The sequence below is a fragment of the Streptomyces regalis genome (genome assembly GCF_001509475.1).
Taxonomy (GTDB): Bacteria; Actinomycetota; Actinomycetes; order Streptomycetales; family Streptomycetaceae; genus Streptomyces; species Streptomyces regalis.
In genome coordinates, this window is sequence record NZ_LLZG01000130.1 from 1 (window position 1) to 21,294 (window position 21,294).

A 21,294-nucleotide genomic window follows, 5' to 3' on the forward strand; every position below is an offset into this window, starting at 1 on the left:
GAGGAACAGTGCGGCGCGGGGGGCGGGGGCCTCCCGAGGGGAGTGACAGTGCGGAGGGGCGGGGGCCTCCCGGGGGGAGGAACCGTGTTGGGCGAACACGTCGAGCCATTGGGGACCTGGGGGGTTCTGTGCGGCAGGGGGGATTAGTCAGCCCGTTTCCGTCGGAGCGCGGGCGTCCGGCGAACGGGGAGATCAGCCGGCCCGCGAGCGACTGGGAGCAGCGGTACCGCCGTACCGTGATCATCAGCGACACGGTGGTCACCGCCTTCGTGGTGGCGGCGATCGGTGAATTCTTCGGGGCCCGGGACGCGGCCAACTGGCATGAGAAATGGGGAATTCTCGCATTCGGCACCGAGCTGCTGGTGCTGGGAGCGCTTGCGGTGAGCCGGGCGTGGTCTCCGGCCGTGCTCGGCCAGGGTGCCGAGGAATTCCGCCGGCTCGGACGCTCACTGTTCACGGCGACCGTCGTACTGGCACTCGGCGGGATCGCTCTCACCTCGCGCAACATCAAGCTCTGGATCTTCGTCGCGATCCCCGCGATCGCGCTCGTCACCATGACCGCGCGGTATCTGCTCCGCCTCGGGCTGCACAAACAGCGCAAGGAAGGGCGGTGCCTGAGACCGGTGCTCGCTGCCGGGAGCCCGGACACCGTGCGCGACCTGATCACCCGAACCCGCAAGTTCCCGCACATCGGATGGCGGGTGGACGGAGTGTGCACGACGGACGGTCGCGGGCTCGACGGTGACCGACTGGACGGAGTGCCGGTCGTCGGCCGGCTGACGGACGTCGCCAAGTTCGTCCGCCACGACGGCTACCGTGTCGTCGCGGTCACCCCGGACCCGCACTGGTCACCGGACCGGCTGCAGCGGCTGGCCTGGAACCTCGAAGGCAGCGACGCCGAGATGGTCGTGGCCCCCGTGCTGATGGAGGTGGCCGGCCCGCGGCTGCACGTCGACGCGGTGCTCGGGATACCGCTGCTGCGCGTCAGCATGCCGACCTTCACCGGGGGCCGCCGGGTGATCAAAGGGGTCGTCGACCGGATGGGCGCGGCGGTCCTGCTGGTGCTGTTCGCGCCGCTGATGGTGTTCGTCGGGCTGCTCGTGCTGGCGGACAGCCGGGGCGGGGTGTTCTACCGCCAGCGCAGGGTCGGCAAGGACGGCCGCGAGTTCACCATTCTCAAGTTCCGCACCATGGTCGCCGGGGCCCACGGGGCACGTGCCGAGCTGGCCGACCGCAACGAGGGTGCAGGGCTGCTGTTCAAGCTCCGCCGGGACCCGCGGGTGACCCGGGTGGGGGCGGTGCTGCGCCGGTACTCGCTCGACGAGCTCCCGCAGCTCTTCAACGTACTCACCGGATCGATGTCGCTCGTCGGTCCGCGGCCTCCGTTGCCGGAGGAGTGCGCCGCGTACGACCCGGACATCCGGCGGCGGCTGTTGGTCAAGCCCGGGCTCACCGGCCTGTGGCAGATCAGCGGACGCAGCGACCTGCCGTGGGAGGAGGCGGTCCGCCTCGACCTGCGGTACGTGGAGGACTGGTCGCTCGCCCTGGACACAGTGATCTTGTGGAAGACGCTGCGTGCGGTGCTCCACGGACAGGGGGCCTACTGATGCTCGGGGGGCGTCGCTCAGCCGGCGCGTGGACCGCAGGCCACAAGGGCCTGCCTGGGGGGAGGAACGCGTCATGAGAGTCAGCGTTTTCGGGCTCGGCTACGTGGGCTGTGTGTCGGCCGCGTGCCTGGCCAGCATGGGTCATGAGGTCATCGGGGTGGACGTGAACCAGGTGAAGGTCGACCTGGTCAACAGCGGCTTGGCCCCGGTGGTCGAGGAGCGGATCGGCGAGCTCATCGCCGACGTCGTGCGGACCGGAGCATTACGCGCCACCGTCGACGTGCGCGAGGCGATCATGGACAGCGAGATATCGCTGATCTGCGTGGGCACGCCGTCGGAGCCCAACGGCAGCCTGTGCACCACGTACTTGGAGCGGGTCACCGAGCAGATCGGCGCCGCGCTGGCCGAGGGGGCCAAGCAGGGGGGACGGCACACTGTCGTGTTCCGCAGCACCATGCTCCCGGGCACCTGCCTGAATCTGCTGGTGCCGATCCTGGAGAAGTACGTCGGCGGCACGGCCGGGGTGGACGTCGGGGTCGCGGTCAACCCGGAGTTCCTGCGCGAGGGCACGAGCGTGCGGGACTTCTTCGACCCGCCCAAGACCGTCATCGGCGAGCTCGACGCGGCAAGCGGCGACGCGGTGATGGCGCTGTACGACGGCTTGCCCGGCGAGGTGTTCCGGGTGCCGGTCCCGACGGCCGAGGCGATCAAGTACGCGGACAACGCGTTCCACGGCCTCAAGATCGGCTTCGCGAACGAACTGGGCGCCGTGTGCCAGGCGCTCGGGGTGGACTCGCACCAGGTGATGGACGTGTTCCTGGCCGACCGCAAGCTGAACATCAGCCCCGCCTACCTGCGGCCCGGCTTCGCCTTCGGTGGCTCCTGTCTGCCCAAGGACCTGCGCAGCCTGGTCCACGCGGCGCAGCGGGCCGACGTCTCGGTGCCCATCCTCGCCCACGTGCTGCCCTCCAACTCCGACCATCTGCAGCGCGCGGTGGAGCTGGTCGAGCGCACCGGCAAGCGCCGGGTGGGAATGTTCGGGCTGTCCTTCAAACCCGGCACCGACGACCTCCGCGAGAGCCCGCTCGTCGAGCTGGCGGAGAGGCTCTTCGGCAAGGGTTACGACCTGAAGATCCACGACGCCAACGTGAGCCTCTCCCGGCTGATCGGCGCGAACCGCGAGTACATCGAGACCCGGCTGCCGCACCTCGCGCAGCTGCTCGCGGACTCCGTCGACGAGGTGCTGGAGCACGCCGAAGTGTGCCTGGTCGGGACCAGGGATCCGGCCGTGCTGTCGGCGCTGCCCCATGGCGGCGCCCCGGTGATCGTCGACCTCATCCGCCTTCCCGACGCCGAGACGCGCCGGGCCGAACCGGGGTACATAGGCCTTGCTTGGTAACACGTCTTTCAGTGACACGGCCGGCGGTGACGGGTCGGGCCGGCGCGCGCTGATCCTGGTGGAGAACCTGTCGGTGCCGTTCGACCGGCGGGTGTGGCAGGAGTGCACGACGCTGCGCGACGCGGGCTGGGACGTGCACGTCATCTGCCCGCAGGGCAGCAAGCGGGACACGGAGGCGGAGGCCGAGATCGACGGGGTGTGGATCCACCGCTACCCGTTGCGCGCGGCCACCGGAGGACCGGCCGGCTACCTGAAGGAGTACGGAACGGCGTTGTGGCACACGACCCGTCTCGCCCGCAAGGTCGGCCCGGTCGACGTGGTCCACGCCTGCAACCCGCCCGACCTGCTGTTCCTGCCGGCGCTGTGGCTGAAGCGGCGCGGTGCGCGGTTCGTCTTCGACCAGCACGACCTGGTACCCGAGCTGTACCTCTCCCGGTTCGACCGCGGCAAGGACCTGCTCTACCGCGCCGTGTGCGCGCTGGAACGGCGGACCTACCGGGCCGCGGACATCGTGCTCGCCACGAACGAGAGCTACCGGGACGTCGCGGTGCGCCGTGGCGGTCGGCGGCCAAAGGACGTTTTCGTGGTGCGGAGCGCGCCCGCGATCGAGCGGTTCCAACCGGTGCCGCCCGAGCCGGAGTTGAAGCGCGGCAAGCCTCATCTGCTGTGCTACCTCGGCGTCATGGGCCCGCAGGACGGCGTCGACTACGCCTTGCGCGCCCTCGCCAAGCTGCGCGACGAGTTCGGGCGGACCGACTGGCACGCGGTGTTCGTCGGCTCCGGCGACGCCTTCGACGCGATGGTGGAGCTGTCCCGGCAACTCGGGCTCTCCGAGCAGGTGCAGTTCACCGGGCGCATTCCGGACGCCGACCTCGTGCGCTACCTGTCCACCGCGGACGTATGCCTCTCCCCCGACCCGCGCAATCCGCTCAACGACGTGTCGACCATGAACAAGGTCCTGGAGTACATGGCGATGGGCCGGCCGATCGTCTCGTTCGACCTGAAGGAGGCGCGCGTCTCCGCCGGTGACGCCGCCGTCTACGCGCCCGCCAACGACGAGGCCGAATTCGCGGGGCTCATCACGCTGCTGATGGACGATCCGGAGAAGCGGGCCCGGATGGGCAAGATCGGCCAGGAGCGGATCAGCGGGCCGCTCTCCTGGCGCAACTCGCAAGCGTCGCTGCTCGCCGCCTATGCCGCTGCCTGCCGTGACCACGCTCCGGTGTCGGCGGGCCGCCCGGTCCGAACAGGGAAGAGGCCGCGCAGTTGAGCGATGACACGATCCGCCTCGTCACTATCGGGCGGATACTCCGTCGGCGGTGGCGGCTTCTCGCCGTCCTCGCCGTGGTGGGCGCACTTGTCGGCTACGGCACCTCGGTGGTGGTGTTCCCGCCGCGGTACACGGCGTCGGCATCGGTACTGCTGCCGGGGCAGTGGGAGGAGCGCGAGCTGCTGACCCAGGTGGACATCGCGACCAGTTCGACGGTGGTCGACCGCGCGGCCGCCGCTCTGAACTGGTCCGGCGTCAGCGGCACCGATCTGCGGGACCGCGTGAGCGCCAAGGCCGCCGACGGGAACATCATCAAGATCTCCGGTACGGCCGACACCCCGAAGCGCGCGCAGCAGCTCTCCGACCGGCTGGCCAAGGAGTTCGTGACATTCGCCGCGCGGATCGCGGGCGGCGGCACCGACGCCGGAGCGGCTACGGGTGCCGAGGCACTGCGGAAGAAGGTCGAGGAGACCAACCGCCGCATCACCGACCTGGCCAAGGCCGCTGATCCAGGGCAATCCGTGGAGAGCGTCCAGGCCCGCACCGCGTTGGAGAACCTGCGCACCTCGCTGGAAGAGGCCATGAAGAAATTGGACGAGGCCGACCCGGCGACCAACAAGGTCGGCATGGTCGTCATGGGTCCGGCCGCCCGGCCGACCGGCGAGGCGCCGCCCACGAGGATGCAGCTCATCGTCGCCGGGGCGGTGCTGTTCTTCCTGCTCGCGGTCCTCGGCCATCTCGTCGCCGCACGGATGAATCGCCGACTGCGCACCGAACCGGAGATCGCCGCGGCGCTGGGCTCGACGCTCCTCGGCACCGTCGACGTACCTGATGAACGGCGCGCGCACCGGCCGGAAGGCGGGGGCCCACGAGCCTTGATCCGCCGACTCCTCGGCGTCGACACCCGGTGGGACCTACCGGCCCCGCAGAAGTCCGGCGACGAGGCCGGCAGGCGGATCCGCTACCGGCGGGTGTGCGCCCGCCTCCGGGAGCAACTGCCCGCCCCCCGGCGGCTGATGGTCGTCGTACCGGACGGCGACGAGGTCGCCCGCCGGGCCGCCGGGCAGCTCGTCGCCGAGGCCAAGAGCGATCCGCTGCTGCGGGTGGTGGAGGTTTCGGTGGACCGGCCGACGGTGCCGGACCGCGACACCGAGTCCGGTGCCCTGGTCGTCCTCAGCGCGGGCAGCTGGACCGCGGAGGAGCTGGCCGGCATCGCCGAGGCATGTGCGGACGGCAGGCATGAGGTCGTCGGCATCGTCGTCGCCGGCCTGGTCCAGGCCCGCCCCACGCGGTCGGCCGGCCGGCTTCCGGATGACGCCGCTCCGGCGCTCGCGGTGCGCGGCCACGCGACGGGAGGTTCAGCGTGACATCGAGCACAACTTCCGAGTCGTCGGCGGCCGTTCCGCTCCTCGACCTGCAGGCGCTGGTGGTGGCGGTGCGCAGGCGCCGCCGCCTCTGGTACGCCATGGCGCTGCTCGGCCTGCTGGTCGGCGCGGCGGTGGCGGTCCTGTTGCCGCCGCCGCCGAGCGCGGTGACCAAGGTGCTGGTCGCGCACAAGGAGGACCAGCCGAACGACACCGGAACGCTGATCCGCACCGACGTCGAGTTGCTGCAGACCACGCGGGTCGCCGGCAAGGCCCTGCAGGCCCTCAAGTCCCCGGAAAAACCCGAGAACTTCATGCGGGACTACCGGGGCACCGGCCTGACCAACAACCTGCTGCAGATCGATGTGACCGGAGACAGCTACGCGGAAGCGGTGGCCCGGGCCAAGGCGCTGGCCGATGCGTTCGTCGCGGACCATGTGAGGCGGATGCAGGAAGCCGCGAAGGCCGAGTCCAAGGCCCTGCTCGACCAGCGTGACCGCATGCGCGAAGAGCTCGCCCAGGTCAACGAGGCGATCGGGGACCGCTCCGCGGACAGCGACCCGAAAGCGTCGGCGAGCACCGAGACGCTCTTCGCCCGCCGGGCCGAACTCAACTCCCGGATCGCCGACTTCGACCAGCGCGCCGCGGAGGCGCGCACCGGCACGCCCGAGGTCATCGCCGGCACGCAGATCGTGGACGCCCCGCGCGCGGTTCGGCACTCCCTGCCCAAGGCCGCGGTCACGGACGCCGGAATCGGACTCGTCCTCGGGCTCTTCCTCGGGCTCGCGCTGGCCGCGGTCGGCACGGTGGTGGCGGACCGCCCCGTGCTGCGCCGGGACATCGCGGCAGACCTGGGCGCCTCGGTCATCGCGGAACTGCCCCGCCGGTCGGGCAAGCTGTGGCAGCGCCGACGGACCCGGGTGGCACGCGAACGGCTCACCGCGAGCCTTGCCCGCACCGTGCGCGGCTCCGCGGAACCGGTGTCGCTGCTGGAACTGGGCTGTGCGCGCAGTACGAGCGTGATCGCTCTGGACGTCGCCCGGGCACTGGCTCCAGAGGGCCCAGTGGTCGTCGTCGACGGTCTGCCCGGCTCGCAGCTCTCAGTCCGCCGCCCGAAGCCAGGAGACCCGACCGTGGTCAGTGGCGAGCGTGCCGCTGCCGTGTCGCCTCAGGAGCGCCGGCTCGGCGTCGGCTCGGTGGCGCCCGGCACTGCGTGGACCGATCTCCAGTACCTCGGCACGCAGACCGTGCTCGTCGTGCGTGCCGGGCACGGCAGCGCCGCATGGCTGCACACCGTGGCGCGGCAGCTCGCGGACCAGCGCATTCCGGTGATCGGTGTGGTGCTGATCGACCCCGATCCACGTGACCGGACCGACGGCACGCTGTGGGACGGGCTGCACACCGCGCTGCGGGGCCACAGCGAGCGGCCGGCCCGGCAGAACGGTGGGGGTACCGCCCACGCCGTTCAGGCAGTGGGGGAGGGCCAACTGCGGACGGAGCGGCTGCCGATGTGGGCCGCACGAGTCCCGGACAGCGACCAGGAGGCGCGGTAGGACATGTGTGGCATCGCAGGCACTTACCGATGGCCGGACGGGAAGCTGGTGACCGACCGGCTCACCGAAACCCTCGCCCACCGCGGTCCGGACGGAGCGGGCCGGTACGGCTACCCCGTCGGTGACGGCGAAGTGCAGCTCGGGCACCGACGGCTGGCCATCATCGACCTGTCCGAGACCGGCGCCCAGCCGATGGTCAAGGACAGCCTCGTCCTGACGTACAACGGCGAGCTGTACAACGCGCCCGAGCTGCGCGCCGAGCTGGCGGCCGCCGGGGTGCGCTTCCGCGGCACCTCCGACACCGAGGTGCTCCTTGAGGCCTGGCGGCGCTGGGGCACGGACTGCCTGCCCCGGCTGCGCGGCATGTTCGCGTTCGGGATCTTCGACGAGCGCACCGGTGAACTGGTGCTGGCCCGCGATCAGTTGGGCATCAAGCCGCTGTTCCTGCTCCGGCGCGGTGAGGGCCTGGTGTTCGCCTCCGAGCTCAAGGCGCTCGCCGCCGCGACCGGCGGGGGCGGGTCGCTGGAGGTGGACCACGCGGCGCTGGTGGCCTCGCTGCTGTACTACTGGGTGCCGGACTCACGGTGCGCGTTCCGTGAAGCGGAGAAGCTGCCGCCGGGGAGCTGGCTGAGATGCCGGCCCGACGGCCGGGTGGAGCGCGGCCGGTACTGGCACCTGAAGGACGTCGCCGCCGAGGGGCGCGAGCGGGCCCGGAGCGGCGAGCAGCCGGACTTGGCCGCCATCGTCGAGGAGTCGACCCGGCAGCACCTGCTCTCCGACGTACCCGTGGCGACCTTCCTCTCCGGCGGCCTCGACTCCAGCTACCTGACCGCGCTGGCGGCCCGCCACCAGCCCGGGATCTCCGCTTACACGATCGGATTCCGCGCCGAGGACGCCAAGTTCGAGGCGATGCCGGACGACCTGCGCTATGCCCGGCAGGTGGCCGAGCGGTTCGGCGTCGACCTGCACGAGATCGAGATCGCCCCGAACGTGCTCGACCTGCTGCCGCAGATGACGTACCACCTGGACGAGCCGATCGGCGACCCCGCCGCGATCAACACGTTCCTGATCTGCTCGGCCGCCCGGGAGGCCGGGGTCAAGGTGATGCTCTCGGGGATGGGCGCCGACGAGCTGTTCGCCGGGTACCGCAAGCACCTGGCCAACCTGCTCGCGCTGCGCTACCAGCGCGTGCCCCGGCCCCTGCGGCGCGGCGTGTCCGCGACTGTTGACCGGCTGCCGGTCGCCACGGCCCGGCGCGGGTACCGGTCGGTGCGCTTCGCGAAGCGGTTCCTCTCCTTCGCCGATCTGCCGGAGGAGACCGCGTTCCGGCGCAGCTACACCATGTACGACCAGGAGGAGCTGGTCGCCCTGCTCGATCCGGACCTGGCCGGGACGGTCGACGACGTACTGACCGAGCATGCGGACACCTACCAGGACAACGACCTCGACGACTTCGTCAACCGCATGTGCCTGACCGACGCCCGGATGTTCCTGCCGGGCCTGAACCTCACGTACACGGACCGGTCGAGCATGGCCGCGTCGACCGAGGTGCGGGTGCCGTATGTGGATGTCGAGGTGGTCAGGGCGGCGTTCGCCGTGCCCGGCGACCGCAAGATCGTCGGACGGCAGGGCAAGGCCGTCCTGAAGGAGGCGGCCACCTCGGTCCTGCCCCGGGAGATCGTCTACCGGCCCAAGGGCCTGTTCAGCGCCCCGCTGCGCGCCTGGATGAGCCGGGATCTGGCACCGCTGGTGCGCGAGGTGGTCAACGACGGCGAGCTCGTCCGCTCCGGGTTCCTGCGCCGCGACGCGCTGGCGCGGATGGTCGCCGAGGACGCCGCCGGTCAGCGGGACTTCTCCAAGCATCTGTGGCATGTGCTGACCCTCGAGTACTGGTATCGCGACGCGACCTCTGGGTCCGGGCAGAGCACTCGGTCAACGGCTTAGGAATTTCAGAGGAGTTCGGGTGAAACAGGTTGTACAGAACTACAAGAGCGGCGAGCTGGCGGTGCTCGACGTGCCGGTGCCGGGGTGCAAGCCGGGCGGTGTGCTGGTCCGCAGCGCGTTCTCGCTGATCTCCACCGGGACCGAGCTCATGAAGGTGTCCGAGGCCGGCATGTCGATGCTGGGCAAGGCCCGCTCCCGCCCCGACCAGGTGGCCAAGGTCATGCAGAGCGTGGCCACCAACGGGGTGCCCGCCACCTACCGCAAGGTGATCGGCAAGCTGGACTCCTACACGCCGCTGGGCTACTCGCTGTGCGGGGTGGTCGAGCAGGTCGGCGCCGGGATCGACGATGTGAAGGTCGGCGACCTCGTGGCCTGCGCCGGCAACGAGCACGCCTTGCACGCCGAGCTGAACTGGGTGCCGAAGAACCTCTACGCCCCGGTGCCGGACGGCCTCGCGCCACGGCACGCGGCCTTCGGCACCGTCGGGTCGATCGCGATGCAGGGCGTCCGCCAAGGCGAGTCACGGCTTGGCGAAGTGGCGCTGGTCATCGGCCTCGGGCTGATCGGGCAGCTGGTGGTGCAGCTCCTCGCCGCCTCGGGAGTCCGCGTCGTCGGCGTCGACCCCGACCCGGTGCGCTGCGAACTCGCCGAGCGCCTGGGCGCCGCGGCCTGCGGCGATCCCGCGTCCGCGGCCGTGGAAACCGCCGTCGCCGAACTCACCGGCGGTCACGGCGTGGACCAGGTGTACCTGGCCGCCGGCGGCGGCAGCAACCAGCCCGTCGAGCTGGCCGCCCGGCTCTGCCGGGACCGCGGCCGGGTCGTCGACATCGGCAAGTGCCGCCTGGACCTGCCGTGGAACGCGTACTACGAGAAAGAGCTCGACGTCCGGTTCTCCCGTTCGTACGGGCCCGGGCGCTACGACCCGTCGTACGAGCTGGAGGGGCGCGACTACCCGATCGGCTACGTGCGCTGGACCGAGCGCCGCAACCTGGCGTGCTTCCTCGACCTCGTCGCCCGCGGCAGCGTCGACGTGGAGCCCTTGGTCTCCCACGTCGCCGACTTCGATGACGCCGTCGAGACGTACCAGCGCCTGAAGGACGGCGATCTGAAGGCCGTGGCCGTGCTGTTCCGGTACCCCGAACAGGCGGGGGAATCGGAGGGAGTGGCGGCCACGGCGGTGGCCGTGCCCGCCGTGAACGTGAAGCGGGGTCCGGTCCGGGCCGCCAAGACGCCGGTGCGCCTTGCGTTCGTCGGCGCGGGAAACTACGCGACGTCGATGCTGCTGCCGCACCTGGCACAGCGCGACGGCGTCGAGTTGTCGACCGTCGTCACCACGACGGCGCTGTCCGCGGCCAACGCGCAGCGGAAGTTCGGCTTCGCCGAGGCGACCACCGACCTCGACGCCGTACTCGGCGACAAGTCCATCGACGCGGTGTTCGTCGTCACCCGGCACAGCTCGCACGCCGAACTGACCCGCAGGGCGCTGCTGGCCGGCAAGACCGTGTTCGTGGAGAAGCCACTGGCGCTCACCGAGGACGAACTGACCGGCGTGCTCGCAGCGGTGGAGGAGTCCGGCAACGACCGGCTGCAGGTCGGCTTCAACCGCCGGTTCGCGCCGCTGCTGCAGGAGGCCAGGAAGCGGTTCGGCGCCCGGACCGGTCCGGCGAACCTCCGCTACCTGGTCAACGCGGGCCGACTGCAGCACGGCAGCTGGTACCTCCAACAGGGCACCGAGGGCTCGCGGTTCGCCGGCGAGGGCGGGCACTTCATCGACACGGCGAGCTGGCTGCTCGATGCCGACCCGGTCTCGGTGTACGCGGTCGCCACATCCGGCAACGACGACCTTCAGGTCGTACTGCGCTACCCGGACGGGTCCACCGCCACCATCAGCTACGTCACCACCGGCCCGGCCGGCTTCCCCAAGGAAACGCTGGACCTGGTGGCGGACGGCAAGGCGCTGCGGCTCGACGACTTCGTCCGTGCCTCGCTGTTTGTAGACGGAGGGGTCGGCCGCAAGCGGTGGGTCAGTTCGCGGCTGCCCAAGGCCCGCGACAAGGGCCAGAACGCCGAACTGGCCGCGTTCATCAAGGCCGTACGGACCGGCGGGCCGATGCCGGTGCCGCTTCAGTCGCTGGTCGCCACCACGACGGCCACCCTCGCCGTGCAGACCGGTCTGGCGGCCGGTGCCCTGGTGACGTTGGCGGGGGCGCGATGACCATGAGCGCGGGCTGGTACCTGCGGCGGCTGTCCCGGATGGGACCGCGGGAGGTCACGGGCCGGGTGAGCGACGCGGTGCGCAGGCGGCGGTGGCGGACGGCGCGGCCCACCTGCCCGAGCGTGACCGGCGCCCGGTTCACCGCGGTCCTGCCCGCCGGGACCGTCGCCGCGATACCCCCGGACGCCGCGAAACGCCTCATCGCCGAGGCGGACCGGCTGATGTACGGGCACGCCGAGTACTTCGGGGTGGTCCGCGACGACCTGGCCGACCCGGACTGGTGGTGCGACCCGAAGACCGGGCGCCGGGCTCCGTGGGGCTACGCCTTCGACGTGCCGTACCGCAACGAGGACGCGGTCGGGGACATCAAGCAGATCTGGGAGCTGTCCCGGCATCAGTACCTGACCGTGCTCGCCGCCGCCTACGCGATCACCGGGAACGAGCGGTACGCCGAACGGGTGGCCGAGCACCTGCGGTCGTGGTGGGCGGCCAACCCGCCGCTGCGCGGCGTGCACTGGATCAGCGGCATCGAGCTGGGCATCCGGCTGCTGTCCTGGGTGTGGATACGCCGGCTGCTCGACGGCTGGCCGGGCGCGGCCGGGCTGTTCGAGGACAACCCGGTGGCGCTGAACCAGATCTGGCACCACCAGCGCTGGCTGGCCGCCTTCCCCAGCCGGGGCTCTTCGGCGAACAACCACGTCATCGCCGAGGCCGCCGGGCAGTTCGCCGCGGCCTGCGCGTTCGGCTGGTTCCCCTCCTCGGCGCATTGGCGAGCCGACGCGCTGCGGTCGCTGGAGCGGCATCTGCGCGGCAACACCTTCGGCTCCGGCCTCAACCGCGAGCTGGCCACCGAGTATCACGGACTGGTGCTGGAGCTCGGCCTGGCCGCGGTGGCCGAGGCAGATGCCGCCGGCGTGGCGGTCCCCGCGTCCATCCGGCTGGTTCTGCTGCGCATGACCGACGCGCTCGCTGCCATTGTGGACAACCGGCTACGGCCGCCGCGTCAGGGGGATGCGGACGACGGGCACGGTCTGGTCGTGGACGGCGCGGGCACCGACCGCTGGGCCTCGCTGCTGGCCACCGGGGACGCCGTGTTCGGCCGGCTCGCCTGGTGGCCGGCAGTGACCGGCACCGATGTGCGCACCCCACTGCTGGCCGCGCTCATCAGGCCGTACGCGCATGAGGGCGCTGCGCCGGCCGTGTCCCGCCCGGCGAGCCGACCGGCCCACTTCGCCGACGCGGGGCTCACCATCCTCCGCGGCCCGGAGAAGATCTGGTGCCGCTGCGACGGCGGCCCCCACGGCTTCCTGTCCATCGCCGCGCACGCCCACGCGGACGCGCTGTCCGTGGAGGTCCGGCACGACGGTGTCGATGTGCTCGCCGACCCGGGGACGTACTGCTATCACGGGCAGCCCGAGTGGAGGCAGTACTTCCGGTCGACCCTCGGCCACAACACCCTGCAGCTGGACGGCAGGGACCAGTCCGTCTCCGGCGGCCCGTTCCTGTGGACCCGGCATGCCCGCAGCCGCGTCCTGGCCATGGACACCTCCGGCGAGGGGGTGGCCCGCTGGTGTGCCGAGCACGACGGCTACCAGGACTCCGTGCACCGCCGCCGGGTGGAACTGACGGCCGCGAGCCAGGAGCTGAGGGTGGTCGACGAGGTGCGCGGCCCGCGCCGGGCCGTGCAGCTGGCGTTCCACCTCGGCCCGGCGATCACCGCGGACCTGGTGGACAACCGGGCACAGCTCACCTGGACCCGGGACGGCGAGGACCGCTCCGCGGTGCTCGACCTGCCGGGGCAGCTGTCCTGGCGGGCGCATCGCGGCGAGAGTGACCCTCCGCTGGGCTGGTACTCCGCCGGATTCGGGCGCAAGGAACCCACCACCACGCTGGTCGGCACCGGCTTCGCCGACGGCGCGGAGGGCTTCACCACCGTGCTCAGGTTTCACGGCTTGGGGGTGCTGTGAAAGTCCTGTGCGGTGCCCGCGCCCGCCGCGGCAGCGGCTGGTGTCACTGCCGGTGCGTGCCCTCGGCGTGCCGGACGAAGACCCTCGATGGGGGTCCCCCCGCTCGAGCGAAGCCGAGAGTGGGGGAGGAGCTACTTGGGTCTTTGGCCGGTGCGGCGAGGGTGCGTGCCGGGCGCCGTGGGTGCTGTGCGGGGCTTTCACAGCACCCCCAGGGGGGGCGCGTGGGGAGCAAGATGCGGCACTGGGCGTTGGCGGCGGCACCGCTGGCGCTGACCCTGCTGGCGGCGACCGGCTGTGAGAGTACGAGCACGTCGGACGCCGGGGCCAAGCCGACCGCCGCGCCGTCGTCCACGCCCGTGGCCCGGGTGTGCGCCAAGCCCGCGGCCGGGCCGGCGAAGGCGCCGGCGGGCGCGGTGACCGTCGACCCCGCGGTGGTCGGTGACCTGGTAGCGAAGACCAAGAGCAACCCTCCGAACACCACGTTCTGGCTTCGACCGGGCAAGCACAGGCTCGACCCGGACCGGTACGCCCAGGTCATCCCCAAGGAGGGAAACCGCTACCTCGGTGCGCCGGGCGCGGTGTTCGACGGCGGGAAGAAGAACCAGTACGCGTTCGGCGGCAGTGCCCGCGACGTCACCATCCGCCACCTGACCGTGCAGCGTTTCGTCGCGCCGCCGGACGAAGGTGTGGTCAACCATGACTCGGCCGACGGGTGGGTGATCGAGCACGCGACCATCCAGGACAACTCCGGTGCCGGGCTGATGGCCGGTGCCCGCCAGCAGGTCCGCGCCAACTGCCTGCGCGACAACGGTCAGTACGGCATGAACGCGTACAAGGCCGGCGGCCGTATCAGCGGCCTGGTGGTCGAGGGCAACGAGATCGTGGGCAACAACACCGACGACTGGGAGCGGCGGCGGGAGGGCTGCGGCTGCACCGGAGGCATCAAGTTCTGGGCCGTCAACGGCGCCGACGTACGCGGCAACTGGGTGCACGACAACCGTGGAACCGGGTTGTGGGCGGACACCAACAACAACGACTTCCGCATCGAGAACAACGTGCTCGAAGCGAACGACGGTGCCGCGCTGATCTACGAGACCAGCTACAACGCGGTCATCCGGAACAACACGATCCGGCGGAACAACTGGGTCGAGGGCCGCAGAGAAGCCGAGCGCGGTGACAACTTCCCGTTCGCGACGGTCTATCTGTCCGAGTCCGGCGGCGAACCACGGGTCCGAGCCCGCACCGACAAGATCGAGATCTACCGGAACGTGCTGGAGAACAACTGGTCCGGGATCACCCTGTGGGAGAACGCCGACCGGTTCTGCAACAGCCCGGCCAACACCTCGTCCGGTGACTGCACCTTGCTGGTACGGGACACCGACCGCTGCGCGCAGCCGGCGATCGCCAAGCCCCCGCTCTACGCCGACTGCCGGTGGAAGACCCAGCGGGTGGACATCCACGACAACCGCTTCGTGCTGGACAAGTCCGTCGTCAAGTGCACGGAGAAGTGCGACCGCATGGCGGTCCTCGCCAACTACGGCACCTATCCGGACTGGTCGCCGTACCAGGGCGAGAAGGTGGCCGAGGCGATCACGCGGCGGCAGCACAACCGCTGGCACGACAACGTCTACCTCGGGCCGTGGAAGTTCGTCGCCTACGACCCGAGCCGGGTGCTCACGTCAGGGAAGTGGCAGGGCACGCCGTACCAGCAGGACGCGGGCAGCACCTTCCGCGCACGGGCCGGTGGTTGAGATGAGCACACAGCCCGGCGCCGAGCCGCGCCCGCGCCCTGCCGGCACGCCGAGAATCGTCGGGATCGTCTGGGGGCTGCTGATCCTCAACACGCTCGGCTCCGCCGGGGCGAAGACCATCGTCCCGCTGCCCCGTTCCCTCATCCAGATGGTCACCATGGGCGCACTGGTCGCCGCGTTCGCGCTGGCGCTCGCCGTCAATCTCCGGCTGCGCATCCGAGCCAGCGCCTACGTCTTCCTGCTCACCCTGCTGCTGGTGCCGAGCGTGATCTCCAGCGCGAACCTGGAATCCGGGTTCGGCGCGGTGTTCCGCTGCACCCGGCTGGCTCTCTTCGTCGGCACGCTGTGGCTGCTCAGCCGCTGGTGGGACGGCGGCCTGACGTTCGTCCGGCACCACATCCGGATGTACTTCGCGGTGCTCGGGTCGGTGGCCGCCGGCCTGGCCATCTCACCGGGCGCGGCCCTGCCCGAGCTCTACGGCGGACGCCTTGTCGGCGCGTTGTGGCCGCTCACCCCGCCGCAGATCGGACAGTACGCCGCGGTGATCATCGGGCTCACCGTGCTGCTCGTACTGGGCCGCCGGACCGACAGGACCAGTGCCGCGGTCATCATCGTGCCGTCACTCGTCCTGCTCGCGCTGACCCATACCCGGACGGCCACGCTCGGCCTGATCATCGGGCTGACGTTGGCGATCGGCTCGCTCATCCTGACCAGCGCCGCAGCCCGCCGGTTCTTCACCTGGGCGGTGCTGTGCGCCACGGTGGCCGCGGTGGGGTTCGCCTCCGCGCTCCAGGCATGGTTCCTGCGCGGACAGAGCCAGGAGAACTTCGCCAACCTCACCGGTCGGGCCAAGGTCTGGAACGCCCTGCTGGCAGCGCCCCGGACGACCGGGGAGAAGGTGTTCGGCATGGGCCTGGGCGACAAGTCGTTCGGCGGGCTGCCGATCGACAACAGCTGGCTGGCCGTCTTCCAGGAACAGGGCCTGATCGGCGTCGCCTTGGTGGCGGCGATCATCATCGTGCTGGGCGGCGTCGCCTTGCTGCGGCCACCGTCGCTGCAGAGGGCCTGCGCGATCTTCCTGATCAGCTACTGCGCCATCGCGTCGTACACCGAGGCCGGTCTCGGCGACGCCTCGCCGTATCTGCTGCATCTGGCCCTGGCCGCCTCGCTGCTGGCGGCACCTGCCGCGGCCGCTCCCCTCGCGACGCTCGAAGTCCCTGACCGACACATCCCGCGCTGGGCCCGTAGATCGGAGGTGACCTGAGCATGTACGTCCTCGTGGTGCACAACCGCTACGCCTCGGCGCAGCCGAGCGGCGAGAACAAGGTCGTCGACCAGGAGGTCGAGCTGCTGCGAGCGGCCGGCCACCGGGTCGAGGTGTTCGAGCGGCGCAGCGACGACATCGCCGCCCGGTCCCTGCTCGGCAAGGCCGCGGTGCCGCTGCTCGTGCCGTGGAACCCGGGGGTCCGCAAGGAGCTCGCGGCCCGGCTTCGGGCCGAGCGGCCGGACGTGGTGCACATCCACAACGTCTTCCCGCTCCTGTCGCCCGCGGTGCTGGCCGCCTGCGCCGACGCCGGCGTGCCCGCCGTCGCCACGCTGCACAACTACACCCAGGTCTGCCCGCCCGGCACACTGCAGCGGGACGGCCGGCCGTGCACCGAGTGCGTCGGATCGGCGGCGCCGCTGCCCGCGGTCCGGCACGGCTGCTACCGGAACTCCCGCCTTGCGACGGTGCCGCTCGCGGTCAGCCTGTCGGTCAACCGGCGGCGGTGGTGGACCGGCGTGGAGCGGTTCTTCTGCATCTCCGCAGCCCAGCGCGACGTCCTCGTGCAGGCCGGCATGCCGGCCGAGCGGCTGGCGGTGAAGCACAACTTCGTGCCCGATCCGGATGACCGCCGAGCAGGCGCCGGCGAGCATCTGCTCTACCTCGGCCGGCTCGCGGAGGCCAAGGGCGTGCGGCTGCTCATGGCCGCGTGGGACGAGATCGCGGCGAGCGGCGGTGTGGGCGTACCGCTCGTGATCGCCGGTGCGGGGCCACTGGAGCGAGAGGTGACCGCCTGGGCGGCGGGCCGGGACGACGTGCGCTGCGTCGGCCTGTTGGACCCGGCGGAGTGCCAGAAAGCCATCGCGCGGTCGGTCGCCGTGGTGGCCCCGTCGACGTGGCTGGAGGCGTTCGGCCTGGTGGTCGTGGAGGCGATGGCGGCCGGGGTCCCGGTCGTCGCCGCCGGTCACGGCGCCTTCGTCGAGCTCGTCGAGGACGGCGTGACCGGGCTGCTGCACCGGCCGGGCGAGCCCGCCTCGCTCGCGTCCTGCATACGCCGGATCGCGGCCGAGCCGGCCCTGGGCCGGGAGATGGGCCAGGCGGCCCGGCGCCGTTACGAGCAGGGGTTCAGCCCGGCCGTCGGCCTTGAGCGCCTGGTGGAGGGGTACCGCACCGCGATCGCGGGTCGGACGGAATCAATGGGGGGCAGTAGATGACACGATGCCGACTCTGCGGCTCGGAAGCGATGGCGAGCGTCGTCGACCTCGGGGCGACGCCACCATGTGAGAGCTTTCTCGCCGCGGACCAACTCGACCAGCCGGAACCGGCGTACCCGCTGCACCTGCGGGTCTGCACCGACTGCTGGCTGGCGCAGATCCCGCCGTTGATCACGCCGGAGGAGACGTTCAAGGAGTACGCGTACTTCTCGTCGTACTCGACCTCCTGGGTGGAGCACGCGCGCACGTTCGTCGCCGACGCCGTGCAGCGGGTGGGTCTCGGCACCGACGGCTCCGACGCCTTCGTGGTCGAGGTCGCGAGCAACGACGGGTATCTGCTGCGGCACGTGGTGGACCGGGGGATCCGCTGCCTCGGCATCGAGCCGTCGGTGAACGTCGGCGCCGCGGCGCGGGACGCGGGTGTGCCCACGCTCACGGAGTTCCTGAGCCCGGAGACCGGCGCGGCCGTCCGCGCCGAGCACGGCCCGGCGGACCTGGTCGTGGCCAACAACGTGTACGCGCACATCCCCGACGTCATCGGGTTCACCCAGGGGCTGCGCGCCCTGGTCGCCGACGACGGCTGGGTCTCCATCGAGGTGCAGCACCTGCTGACCCTGATCGAGGAGAACCAGTACGACACGATCTACCACGAGCACTTCCAGTACTACACGGTCGCGTCCGCGATCCGGGCGCTGGCGAGCGGCGGACTCGCGCTCGTGGACGTCGAGTTGCTGCCCACGCACGGCGGTTCCATCCGGCTGTGGGCCCGGCCGACCGAGGTGGCCGGCGAGCCGACGCAGCGGGTGGCCGACGTACTGGCCCGGGAGAAGGCCGCCGGGCTGCAGGAGCTGTCCGGGTACACCGAGTTCTCCGCCCGGGTGGCCAAGGTGCGCCGGGACCTGCTGCGGTTCCTCATCGAGGCGGCCGACCGCGGCGAGACGGTCGTCGGCTACGGCGCCCCGGGCAAGGGCAACACCCTGCTCAACCACTGCGGCATCCGCCCCGACCTGCTCCCGTACACCGTCGACCGCAACCCCTACAAGCACGGCAGGTTCACCCCGGGCACCCGCATCCCGATCCTGCCGCCCGAGCAGATAGCCGCCGACAAACCGGACTACGTCCTCGTCCTCCCGTGGAACCTGCGGACCGAGCTGGTCGAGCAGCTGTCCTTCATCCACGACTGGGGCGGCCGGCTTGTCTTTCCCATCCCGGAACTGAGCATTGTCGAGGTCGCGTCTTGAAGGGTCACAGCATGAAGGTCGTTCTGTTCTGCGGCGGTTACGGGATGCGGATGCGGAGCGGTGCCGCAGACGACGTGCCCAAGCCGATGGCAATGGTCGGCCCCAGGCCGCTGATCTGGCACGTCATGCGCTACTACGCGCACTTCGGGCACACGGAGTTCATCCTGTGCCTCGGCTACGGGGCCCACCACATCAAGGACTTCTTCCTCAACTACGAGGAGACGACGTCCAACGACTTCGTGCTGAGAGGCGGTCGGACCGAGCTGCTGTCCACCGACATCTCGGACTGGACGATCACGTTCGCGCAGACCGGCATCGAGTCACCGATCGGAGAGCGGCTGCGCCGGGTGCGCCACCACCTGGACGGCGACGAGATGTTCCTCGCCAACTACGCCGACGTCCTCACCGACGCCCCACTGCCGGAGATGATCGACCGGTTCGCCCGGCGCGACGCCGGTGCGTCGATGATGGTGGTGCCGCCGCAGTCGTCGTTCCACTGCGTGGAGTTGGGCGAGGACGGCCTGGTGGGCGGCATCACGGCGGTGAGCGAACTGCCGCTGTGGGAGAACGGCGGCTACTTCGTGCTCCGCCAGGAGGTCTTCGACCACATACCGGAGAACGGGGACCTGGTCGCCGACGGCTGCGCCCAACTGGCCAAGCAGGGCCGCCTCGTGGCGCACCAGCACCGCGGCTTCTGGAAGCCGACCGACACCGTGAAAGAGCGGGCCGCGCTCGACGCCGCCTATGCCCGGGGCGAGCGCCCGTGGGCCGTGTGGGAACGGGACGGCGCGGGGGTGAGCGCGTGATCCGGCTCGGGGCCGGGCGCCCGGAGAGGATCGTCGCGGTGGGCGCGCACTGCGACGACATCGCCATCGGCGCCGGCGGCACGCTGCTGACGCTGTGCCACGCACGGCCGGGTATCCGCGTCGACGCGCTGGTGCTCTCCGGCGGCGGCACCGAGCGCGAGCAGGAGGAGGCGGCCGCGCTCGCCGCCTTCTGCCCGGGCGCCGACCTGCGCCTGACCGTCCACAAGCTGCCGGACGGCCGACTGCCCGTGCACTGGGACGAGGCCAAGGCCGCGGTCGAGGAACTGCGCGGGCAGACCGACCCGGACCTGATCCTGGCCCCGCGCACCGACGACGCGCACCAGGACCACCGCGGCCTCGCGCAGCTGATACCCACCGCATTCCGCGACCACCTCGTCCTCGGCTACGAGATCGTCAAGTGGGACGGCGACCTCGGCCGTACGGCGGCGTACCAGCCGCTGTCGACGGAGATCGCCGAAGAGAAGGTGCGGCTGCTGCAGGAGCACTACCCCTCGCAGCGGCACCGTCCCTGGTACGACCGGGAGGCCTTCCTCGGCCTCGCGCGGATCCGCGGCATCGAATGCCACGAGCGATACGCCGAGGCGTTCGCCGTCACCAAACTCACGCTCAACCTGGGGGGTTGAACCATGCGCGTACTTCTGACCGGACACCAGGGATACCTGGGCACCGTCATGGCCCCGGTCCTCGCCGCCGCCGGACACGAGGTCGTCGGCCTCGACGCCGGCCTGTTCGCCGACTGTGTGCTGGGCCCGACGCCCGCGGATCCGCCGGGGCACCGGGTGGACCTGCGCGACATCACGGCCGACCACGTGGCCGGGTTCGACGCCGTGATCCACCTGGCCGCGCTCTCCAACGACCCGCTGGGATCGCTGGCGCCGGAGCTCACCTACGACATCAACCACCACGCGTCCGTACGCCTTGCCCGGCTGGCCCGCGACGCCGGAGTGCGGCGCTTCCTGTACGCGTCGACCTGCTCGGTCTACGGCGCCGCCGGCGACCCCGACTTGTCGAACTTGGTGGGCGAGGACGCCCCGCTGCGCCCGGTGACGCCGTACGCGGAGTCCAAAGTGCGGGTGGAGGACGACCTGCACGCCCTGGCCGACGGCGACTTCACCCCGGTGTTCATGCGCAACGCCACCGCCTTCGGCCACTCACCCCGGCTGCGCGCCGACATCGTGCTGAACAACCTGGTGGGTCACGCGCTCCTGTCCGGCGAGGTGCTGGTGCTCTCCGACGGCACCCCCTGGCGCCCGTTGGTGCACGCCGCCGACATCGCCCGGGCCTTCACGGCCGCGCTGAGCGCGCCGCGGGAAGCGGTGCACGACCGGGCGTTCAACATCGGCAGCGAGATCAACAACGTCACGGTCGCCGAGATCGCCGAGCAGGTCGCCGAGGCGGTGTCCGGCGCGAAGGTGAGGATCACCGGGGAGAACGGTGCCGATCCGCGCTCCTACCGGGTGGACTTCTCCCGGTTCCGCGCCGCGATACCCGGCTTCGACTGCGAGTGGACGGTGAAGCAGGGCGCGCTCGAACTCGCCGACGCCTACCGCGAACACGGGCTGACCCAGGAGGACTTCGAGCGACGCTTCACCCGGCTTGCCGTGCTGCGCGCGGCGTCCGACGCCGGCGCCGTCGACGACACCCTGCGGTGGCGCGGATGACCGCGGCCGGCGAACAG

The 21,294-nt window shown here is 71.2% G+C and carries 15 protein-coding genes; all 15 read left to right on the forward strand.

The genetic code is table 11. The features are described from left to right. Window positions 1-128: 128 nt before the first annotated feature. The 15 genes from ADL12_RS18405 to ADL12_RS18475 all read left to right on the forward strand — a co-directional run bounded on the left by ADL12_RS18405 (window position 129) and on the right by ADL12_RS18475 (window position 21,277). Entirely contained in the window at window positions 129-1,607 is a 1,479-nt protein-coding gene (locus tag ADL12_RS18405; RefSeq protein WP_079052117.1) for a sugar transferase, read from the forward strand. Between the two features lie 73 nt (window positions 1,608-1,680). Next, a complete protein-coding gene (locus ADL12_RS18410; protein WP_062703752.1) occupies window positions 1,681-3,006 on the forward strand; it encodes a nucleotide sugar dehydrogenase in 1,326 nt (441 codons plus the stop codon). Next, a complete protein-coding gene (locus tag ADL12_RS18415) occupies window positions 2,996-4,276 on the forward strand; it encodes a glycosyltransferase family 4 protein (protein WP_062703753.1) in 1,281 nt (426 codons plus the stop codon). The genes ADL12_RS18410 and ADL12_RS18415 overlap by 11 nt, the downstream gene beginning before the upstream one ends. After that, on the forward strand, window positions 4,273-5,643 hold the full coding sequence (locus ADL12_RS18420; protein ID WP_062703754.1) for a Wzz/FepE/Etk N-terminal domain-containing protein: 1,371 nt from the start codon (window positions 4,273-4,275) through the stop codon (window positions 5,641-5,643). Before ADL12_RS18415 ends, ADL12_RS18420 begins: the two co-directional genes overlap by 4 nt. Beyond that, window positions 5,640-7,193, forward strand: coding sequence for a Wzz/FepE/Etk N-terminal domain-containing protein (locus ADL12_RS18425; protein WP_062703755.1), 1,554 nt, complete (start codon window positions 5,640-5,642; stop codon window positions 7,191-7,193). Before ADL12_RS18420 ends, ADL12_RS18425 begins: the two co-directional genes overlap by 4 nt. A gap of 3 nt (window positions 7,194-7,196) precedes the next feature. Next, window positions 7,197-9,137 carry an asparagine synthase (glutamine-hydrolyzing) gene (asnB, locus tag ADL12_RS18430; RefSeq protein ID WP_062703756.1) on the forward strand — a complete coding sequence of 647 codons (1,941 nt, stop codon included), beginning with the start codon at window positions 7,197-7,199 and terminating at the stop codon, window positions 9,135-9,137. A 19-nt stretch (window positions 9,138-9,156) separates the two neighbouring features. Continuing rightward, window positions 9,157-11,352 carry a bi-domain-containing oxidoreductase gene (locus ADL12_RS18435; protein ID WP_062703757.1) on the forward strand — a complete coding sequence of 732 codons (2,196 nt, stop codon included), beginning with the start codon at window positions 9,157-9,159 and terminating at the stop codon, window positions 11,350-11,352. Continuing rightward, complete coding sequence (locus ADL12_RS18440; protein ID WP_062703758.1) at window positions 11,349-13,319, forward strand: heparinase II/III family protein; 1,971 nt, start codon at window positions 11,349-11,351, stop codon at window positions 13,317-13,319. The genes ADL12_RS18435 and ADL12_RS18440 overlap by 4 nt, the downstream gene beginning before the upstream one ends. 221 nt (window positions 13,320-13,540) lie before the next feature. Continuing rightward, a complete protein-coding gene (locus ADL12_RS18445) occupies window positions 13,541-15,070 on the forward strand; it encodes a right-handed parallel beta-helix repeat-containing protein (RefSeq protein ID WP_062703759.1) in 1,530 nt (509 codons plus the stop codon). A gap of 1 nt (window position 15,071) precedes the next feature. Beyond that, window positions 15,072-16,334: a hypothetical protein gene (locus ADL12_RS18450; RefSeq protein WP_062703760.1), complete on the forward strand. Its 1,263-nt coding sequence runs from the start codon at window positions 15,072-15,074 to the stop codon at window positions 16,332-16,334. A gap of 2 nt (window positions 16,335-16,336) precedes the next feature. Beyond that, complete coding sequence (locus tag ADL12_RS18455; RefSeq protein WP_062703761.1) at window positions 16,337-17,548, forward strand: glycosyltransferase; 1,212 nt, start codon at window positions 16,337-16,339, stop codon at window positions 17,546-17,548. Further along, window positions 17,545-18,789, forward strand: coding sequence for a class I SAM-dependent methyltransferase (locus tag ADL12_RS18460; protein ID WP_062703762.1), 1,245 nt, complete (start codon window positions 17,545-17,547; stop codon window positions 18,787-18,789). Before ADL12_RS18455 ends, ADL12_RS18460 begins: the two co-directional genes overlap by 4 nt. 11 nt (window positions 18,790-18,800) lie before the next feature. After that, complete coding sequence (locus tag ADL12_RS18465) at window positions 18,801-19,595, forward strand: glycosyltransferase family protein (protein WP_062703763.1); 795 nt, start codon at window positions 18,801-18,803, stop codon at window positions 19,593-19,595. Continuing rightward, entirely contained in the window at window positions 19,592-20,239 is a 648-nt protein-coding gene (locus tag ADL12_RS18470; protein WP_062703764.1) for a PIG-L deacetylase family protein, read from the forward strand. The genes ADL12_RS18465 and ADL12_RS18470 overlap by 4 nt, the downstream gene beginning before the upstream one ends. 3 nt (window positions 20,240-20,242) lie before the next feature. Further along, the gene (locus tag ADL12_RS18475; RefSeq protein WP_062703765.1) at window positions 20,243-21,277 is read left to right on the forward strand and encodes an NAD-dependent epimerase/dehydratase family protein; all 1,035 of its coding nucleotides are present in this window, start codon (window positions 20,243-20,245) and stop codon (window positions 21,275-21,277) included. Window positions 21,278-21,294 lie beyond the last annotated feature (17 nt).

Bases quoted from the DNA above. Each gene is read 5' to 3' on its own strand.
- ADL12_RS18410 (WP_062703752.1), top strand. From the start codon at position 1,681: ATGAGAGTCAGCGTTTTCGGGCTCGGCTACGTGGGCTGTGTGTCGGCC.
- asnB (WP_062703756.1), top strand. From the start codon at position 7,197: ATGTGTGGCATCGCAGGCACTTACCGATGGCCGGACGGGAAGCTGGTG.
- ADL12_RS18440 (WP_062703758.1), top strand. From the start codon at position 11,349: ATGACCATGAGCGCGGGCTGGTACCTGCGGCGGCTGTCCCGGATGGGA.
- ADL12_RS18450 (WP_062703760.1), top strand. From the start codon at position 15,072: ATGAGCACACAGCCCGGCGCCGAGCCGCGCCCGCGCCCTGCCGGCACG.
- ADL12_RS18455 (WP_062703761.1), top strand. From the start codon at position 16,337: ATGTACGTCCTCGTGGTGCACAACCGCTACGCCTCGGCGCAGCCGAGC.
- ADL12_RS18460 (WP_062703762.1), top strand. From the start codon at position 17,545: ATGACACGATGCCGACTCTGCGGCTCGGAAGCGATGGCGAGCGTCGTC.
- ADL12_RS18465 (WP_062703763.1), top strand. From the start codon at position 18,801: ATGAAGGTCGTTCTGTTCTGCGGCGGTTACGGGATGCGGATGCGGAGC.
- ADL12_RS18475 (WP_062703765.1), top strand. From the start codon at position 20,243: ATGCGCGTACTTCTGACCGGACACCAGGGATACCTGGGCACCGTCATG.